Source organism: Kitasatospora sp. NPDC032150, from assembly GCF_055579945.1.
This window is the reverse complement of sequence record NZ_JBVIMH010000082.1, coordinates 1-5217: the sequence shown is the minus strand read 5'-3', so window position 1 is coordinate 5217 and position 5217 is coordinate 1. Positions and strand designations below refer to the sequence as shown.

The 5217-nt window shown below is 70.5% G+C and carries 6 protein-coding genes; 1 reads left to right on the top strand and 5 read right to left on the bottom strand.

Features of this window, described 5'->3' with window-relative positions; genetic code table 11:
* Nucleotides 1-260 precede the first annotated feature (260 nt).
* From ACZ5ON_RS35690 to ACZ5ON_RS35680, 3 genes are all read right to left on the bottom strand, one after another.
* Nucleotides 261-947, bottom strand: a complete 687-nt coding sequence (locus ACZ5ON_RS35690) for a DUF3710 domain-containing protein (RefSeq protein WP_465601710.1) — start codon at nucleotides 945-947, stop codon at nucleotides 261-263.
* 197 nt (nucleotides 948-1144) lie between these two features.
* On the bottom strand, nucleotides 1145-1612 hold the full coding sequence (dut, locus tag ACZ5ON_RS35685; protein WP_465601704.1) for a dUTP diphosphatase: 468 nt from the start codon (nucleotides 1610-1612) through the stop codon (nucleotides 1145-1147).
* On the bottom strand, nucleotides 1609-2148 hold the full coding sequence (locus tag ACZ5ON_RS35680; RefSeq protein ID WP_465601707.1) for a PaaI family thioesterase: 540 nt from the start codon (nucleotides 2146-2148) through the stop codon (nucleotides 1609-1611). Before ACZ5ON_RS35680 ends, dut begins: the two co-directional genes overlap by 4 nt.
* Before the next feature lie 273 nt (nucleotides 2149-2421).
* On the opposite strand from ACZ5ON_RS35680, the gene ACZ5ON_RS35675 reads away from it, so the two are divergent.
* Entirely contained in the window at nucleotides 2422-2871 is a 450-nt protein-coding gene (locus ACZ5ON_RS35675; protein WP_465601701.1) for a DUF3093 domain-containing protein, read from the top strand.
* 209 nt (nucleotides 2872-3080) lie between these two features.
* On the opposite strand, the gene ACZ5ON_RS35670 is transcribed toward ACZ5ON_RS35675, so the two are convergent.
* Both ACZ5ON_RS35670 and ACZ5ON_RS35665 read right to left on the bottom strand, forming a co-directional pair.
* Nucleotides 3081-3377: a DUF4193 domain-containing protein gene (locus tag ACZ5ON_RS35670; protein ID WP_344641548.1), complete on the bottom strand. Its 297-nt coding sequence runs from the start codon at nucleotides 3375-3377 to the stop codon at nucleotides 3081-3083.
* Nucleotides 3378-3893: 516 nt separating this feature from the next.
* Nucleotides 3894-4868: an acyl-ACP desaturase gene (locus tag ACZ5ON_RS35665; protein ID WP_465601698.1), complete on the bottom strand. Its 975-nt coding sequence runs from the start codon at nucleotides 4866-4868 to the stop codon at nucleotides 3894-3896.
* Nucleotides 4869-5217: the final 349 nt, after the last annotated feature.

The window sequence follows — 5217 nt, the reverse complement described above, 5'->3', positions numbered from 1 at the left end:
TGGCGTTGACTTTTGGCACGCTGTTGAGTTCTCAAGGAACGGACGCTTCCTTCAGGCCGCCTTCCAGCGGACCCTCCGGGCGCTTCGTTCTTTCGCGTTTCCAGCTTATCAGATGCTTTCCGCTCCGTTTACCGGACCGAATTCCATCAGACTCGCTTTTCGCCGCCCCTCTCGGTGCGACTCCGGAACTCTACGGGTCCGGTCCCCGACAAGCAAATCGTCCCCGCCCGGGGTTCGGGCGGGGACGACGCGAGCGAAGATCAGCGGACTTCGGTGATCTCCGGGCCGCGGGCGAACGGGTCGAGCGAGGCGCCGCCGAAGCGGGAGCCCTCGCCCTCGGTGTCGCCGGGGCCGCCGTCGGCGACCATCTGGGCGTCCTCGGGGAGCTTCAGCACGATCGGGTCGCGCGGGGCCATCGGCCCCTCACCGCGGACGACCACGGTCTGGCGGAAGACCTGCTCGAGGACCCCGGCCATCTCGGGCTGCACCGCGGCCTGGCCGGAGATCACGCCACGCAGGAACCAGCGCGGGCCGTCGCAGCCGACGAACCGGACCAGCTGGGCACCCTGGGTGCCGTCGGGCAGCTGGACTGGGACCTGGGCGCGGAGGTGCCAGCCCAGCGGGCCCTCGGTCTCCTCCACCAGACCACCCTGCTGGGTGATGCCGGTGGCGATCTCCTCGCGGACCTCGCTCCAGATGCCCTCGGACTTCGGGGCCGCGAAGGCCTGCAGCTGGATCGCGCTGTTACCGAGGACCAGAGTGGCGGCCACGATCGCGTCGCCGGCCACCTCCACCCGCAGCTCCATGCCCTCGACACCGGGGACCAGCAGGCCGCCGAGGTCGACTCGGCCTTCCTGCGGGTTCTCCAGTTCGGAGACGTCCCAGGGTCCGTCGGGGCGCGGAGCCGGCGGCAGGCCGACCCGGTCCGCCGGGTCCTGCTCGGTCACGTTCTCGCTCTCGGAGTCGGCGGAACCTTCGACACCCTCGGCCGTCTCGTCGGCGCTGATGGCATCGTCGGCGAGCTGCTCGACAGCGTCCTCGCTCTTCTGGCGACGACGGAACACGGTCACTGTCCTTCCCGGTCCAAGACCCCGGTCCAAGACCGAAGCGAATACCTGCTCGGCTACTGCGAGCCGCGGGCATGCTAGACCGCGGCGTGACCACCCGTCGATCCGAACCCGCCCCCGGCGCGTGCCGACCCGGGCAGTTCCGTCACCTCGTGGAAACGCGCCTTCTCGACCTGCTGGATGACCAGCTGGGCGATCCGGTCCCCGCGACGGAAGCTGACCTTCTCGCGCGGATCCAGATTGACGACGATCACCTTGACCTCACCACGGTACCCGGCATCGACCGTCCCTGGGGCGTTCACCAACGCAACACCACAACGAGCTGCGAGCCCCGAACGAGGGTGCACGAAGGCGGCGTAGCCGTCGGGGAGGGCGATGGCGATGCCGGTCGGGAGCAGGATCCGCTCTCCGGGCGCCAGTTCGGCGTCCACCGTGGTGCGCAGGTCGGCACCGGCGTCACCGGGGTGCTCGTACGACGGGAGCGGCAGCTCGGAGTCGAGCCGGGTAATCAGGACGTCTACCGGCTGGCGGACGGTGGGGCTCACGGGTTCACCTCGAAAGCTCTGGAGCGCTTCAACAGATCGGCGTCGTCGAGGGCCTGCTTGATGTCCTCGGGACGGCCGTGCTTGGTGAAGTGTTCCAGCTTCACCTGAATGAAGAGTGCCTGAGCCCGGATCGCCACCGGTCCGTCCGGGCCGCCGATCCGGCCTTCGGCGGCGCTGTAGATCTTGCGGCCGTGCACGCCGGTGATCCGGGCGTGGATGTACAGCTCGGCGTCGACCGGGACCGGACGGAGGAAGTCGGTCTCCAGCCGCCCGGTGACCGCCGGGGCGTGCAGCAGCCAGTTCAGCGTGCCGAGCGTCTCGTCCATCGCCGTGGTGAGCACGCCGCCGTGGGCCAGCCCGGGGCCGCCCTGGTGGCTGGGCTTGACCGTGAAGCGGGCCGTGACCTCCAGTCCCTCGCCCGCCACCGCGCTCAGCTGGAGCCCCTGGGGATGCTGCGGTCCGCAGCCGAAGCAGTGGTCGTAGTGCGAACCGAGCGGGGCGCCCGGGGCCGGGGCCTCGGGGGCCCTGGCTGGCATGACCGCGTCGGCGGGCGGAGCGGTCGGCGACAGGACGATGGCACCGGCGGCGGGCTCACCGGAGCCCCGAGGTGCGGGCGGGGAGACGACAGGTCCGTTCACACGCGCGACCCTACCGCCGAGTAGGCAAGGACGGACAGGAGGTTGCCGACTCCGGGGCGGCCGAATCGGATATCCCGGACACGCAGGTCAGAGCGGGGATGCCGGCGGAGGACGGGGCGGGTTGCCGGGGGCGGGGACGGGTCGCCCGCGGCCGGCGCACACAATGGGGGCATGTACGACGAACGCCTCACCGTTCCCCGCTCGTGGTGGCTGCTTCCGCTCGCGACGGGCCTCTCACTCGCGCTCATCGCGCTGCGCTTCAGCGCGGTGGCCGCCCTGATCGGACTGGCGGTCGGCATCGTGGCGGCCGCGGCGGCACTGAGCAGCTACGGCTCGGCGCGGATCCGCGTGGTGCAGGGCTCGCTGGTCGCCGGGCAGGCCCGGATCCCGGTCGAGGCGCTCGGCGAGGCCCATCCGCTGGACCGGGACGAGGCGGTGGCCTGGCGCGGGGTGAAGGCCGATCCGCGTGCCTTCATGCTGCTGCGCAGCTACGTCCCGACCGCGCTGCGGGTCGACATCACCGATCCGGCCGACCCGACGCCCTACGTCTACCTCTCGACCCGTTCGCCGGAGCGGCTGGCCGCAGCGCTGGCCAAGGCCCGTCAGGCCGCCCAGGGCTGAGCAGCGCTCCGGGCCCGGGAACGGAGCAGGGACGGTTCCGCTGGCGCGGGACCGTCCCAGTACTCCGGTGAAGGGGTCGTGCGCAGGAGACTCCTGCCGGTGCGGCGTCGAGGGCCGCGGTTTCTGCCTCCGGCCGGGGTGTACGAGGCCGGATGGGGCGTCGCCGGGCCGACGGAGACCGTCGGCCCCGGGGCAGGCCCGCATGGTGCCTATTCGCAGTCCCGGCAGATCGGCTGGCCGTTCTTCTCACCTGCGAGCTGGCTGCGGTGGTGCACCAGGAAGCAGCTCATGCAGGTGAACTCGTCGGCCTGCCGGGGAAGCACGCGGACCGACAGCTCCTCGTTCGACAGGTCGGCGCCCGGGAGCTCCAGGCCCTCGGCGGCCTCGAACTCGTCGACGTCGACACTGCCGCCCGACTTCTCGTTCCGCCGAGCCTTCAGTTCTTCGATGCTGTCCTCGTTGAGGTCGTCATCGGTCTTGCGTGGGGTGTCGTAGTCCGTAGCCATTTTCGCTCTCCCCCTCTGGGTGTGTGCGGTATCTCCAGCGCACGTAACGCATGGGGGGCCGGTCTTGTGCCCGACCCGAGGCGGAGATTGTGCCTTACTTCAAGCCCCGTTACTCAATCGACACCCAGTGGCGGGCCCGTTGGAGTGATCGAGTACGGCTCCGGCCTTCTCACCCAGCGCTGCGGGGTCGTCGCGAAGCGGTCCATGCGGTTGCCGCACCGCGCACTCGATGGACCTCCGGATGGTCGACAACTCTCCTCGCAGTCAAGGGCGTTGACGATTAGCCGGCAATTCCGCACAGCCGGCTCCCGGCCGCCGCCGGCCGAGCCGACAGAGGATCCACCGATCACGCTGAGCAATCAAGTCATCATGTCGCGCATTCGGATGTGAGCTTGATCACATCTGGGACGTTTTAGGCAAAATTCGGGAAAATCGCCCACCGTATGTCACCTTCCCGGCCGTGGAGCCGCCGCCGTCCGAGGGTGTCCGGACGACGGCGGACGTCACCGGCGGACGTCACCGGCGCCCGGCGTTGGCCGCCCGGCGCGCCAGCAGGGCGGCCTGTCGCTCGTCGAAGCGCACGGCCTGGGTGTGCAGGCCCTCCAGGAACAGCCCCAGCTCCTCCTGGGCCCGGGCGCCCTCGGGGCCCAGCCCGTCGACCTCCATCACCTTGAGGTGGCGCAGCACCGGCTGCAGCACGTCGTCGTGGTGGATCCGCAGGTTGTACACACCGCCGATGGCGATCTGGGCGGCGGCGCGCTCGAAGCCGGGGATTCCGTGGCCGGGCATCCGGAAGTCCGTGACCACGTCAGCGATGGCCCGCATGGCCTGGTCGGGCGCGAGCTCCAGGGCGGCCTTCAGCAGGTTGCGGTAGAAGACCATGTGCAGGTTCTCGTCGTTGGCGATCTTCGCCAGCAGCTGGTCGCACAGCGGGTCGCCGGCGTAGTGGCCGGTGTTGCGGTGCGAGATGCGGGTGGCCAGCTCCTGGAAGGCCACGTACGCGACGGACTGCAGCATGCTGTGCGCGTTGTCGGACTCGAAGCCCGCCGACATGTGCGACATCCGGGCCCGCTCCAGCTCGACCGGGTCCACCGCGCGGGTGGCCAGCAGGTAGTCGCGGATCGCGATGCCGTGCCGGCCTTCCTCGGCGGTCCAGCGGTGCACCCAGGTGCCCCAGGCGCCCTCACGGCCGAACATGGTGGCGATCTCGTGGTGGTAGCTGGGGAGGTTGTCCTCGGTCAGCAGGTTGACGACCAGCGAGACCCGACCCAGCGGGGTGATCTTCGACTGCTCTATCGACCAGGCATCGCCGCCGAGCACCCCGTCGAAGTCGCGGCCCTGGCTCCACGGCACGTACTCGTGCGGCATCCACTCCTTGGCCGCCTTCAGGTGGCGGTCGAGCTCGGTCTCCACCACCTCCTCCAGCGCGAGGATCAGCTTGGCGTCGGTCCAGGCCTTCGAGGCTGGGCGCTGCACGGATGCGATGGTCACGACTGGTGCTCCTGGGGGCGGGCAGGGACGGGGGACGCACTGGGAACCGGGGCGGGCCCCTCGTGTCGGGCGGGGCCGCAACCGGGACGGACCGGCCGGAACCGGGCAGCGGCGCCTCACCTACGGCTCCGTAGGTTACGTAACCGTAAGTTGTAACGGCGGCAAAAGACAAGCCGCCCCCGGCCAGGGCTTATGCCGTTTCGGCGGCCTGGCGGGGGCGGCACCGGATGGTCCGCGCACGGAACAGAGCGGGCCCGCACCCGACCGGGTCGGGTGCGGGCCCGTGAGTGGGCGCTGGTGGGCCGTCCAGCGGCTCTGAGGGGGCTCTCAGGCTCCGGGGATCCGTACC

What these genes read in the sequence shown, in the direction of transcription:
- ACZ5ON_RS35670 (WP_344641548.1), bottom strand. Translation starts at nt 3,377, where the DNA reads ATGGCTACGGACTACGACACCCCACGCAAGACCGATGACGACCTCAAC.
- ACZ5ON_RS35675 (WP_465601701.1), top strand. Translation starts at nt 2,422, where the DNA reads ATGTACGACGAACGCCTCACCGTTCCCCGCTCGTGGTGGCTGCTTCCG.
- ACZ5ON_RS35680 (WP_465601707.1), bottom strand. Translation starts at nt 2,148, where the DNA reads ATGCCAGCCAGGGCCCCCGAGGCCCCGGCCCCGGGCGCCCCGCTCGGT.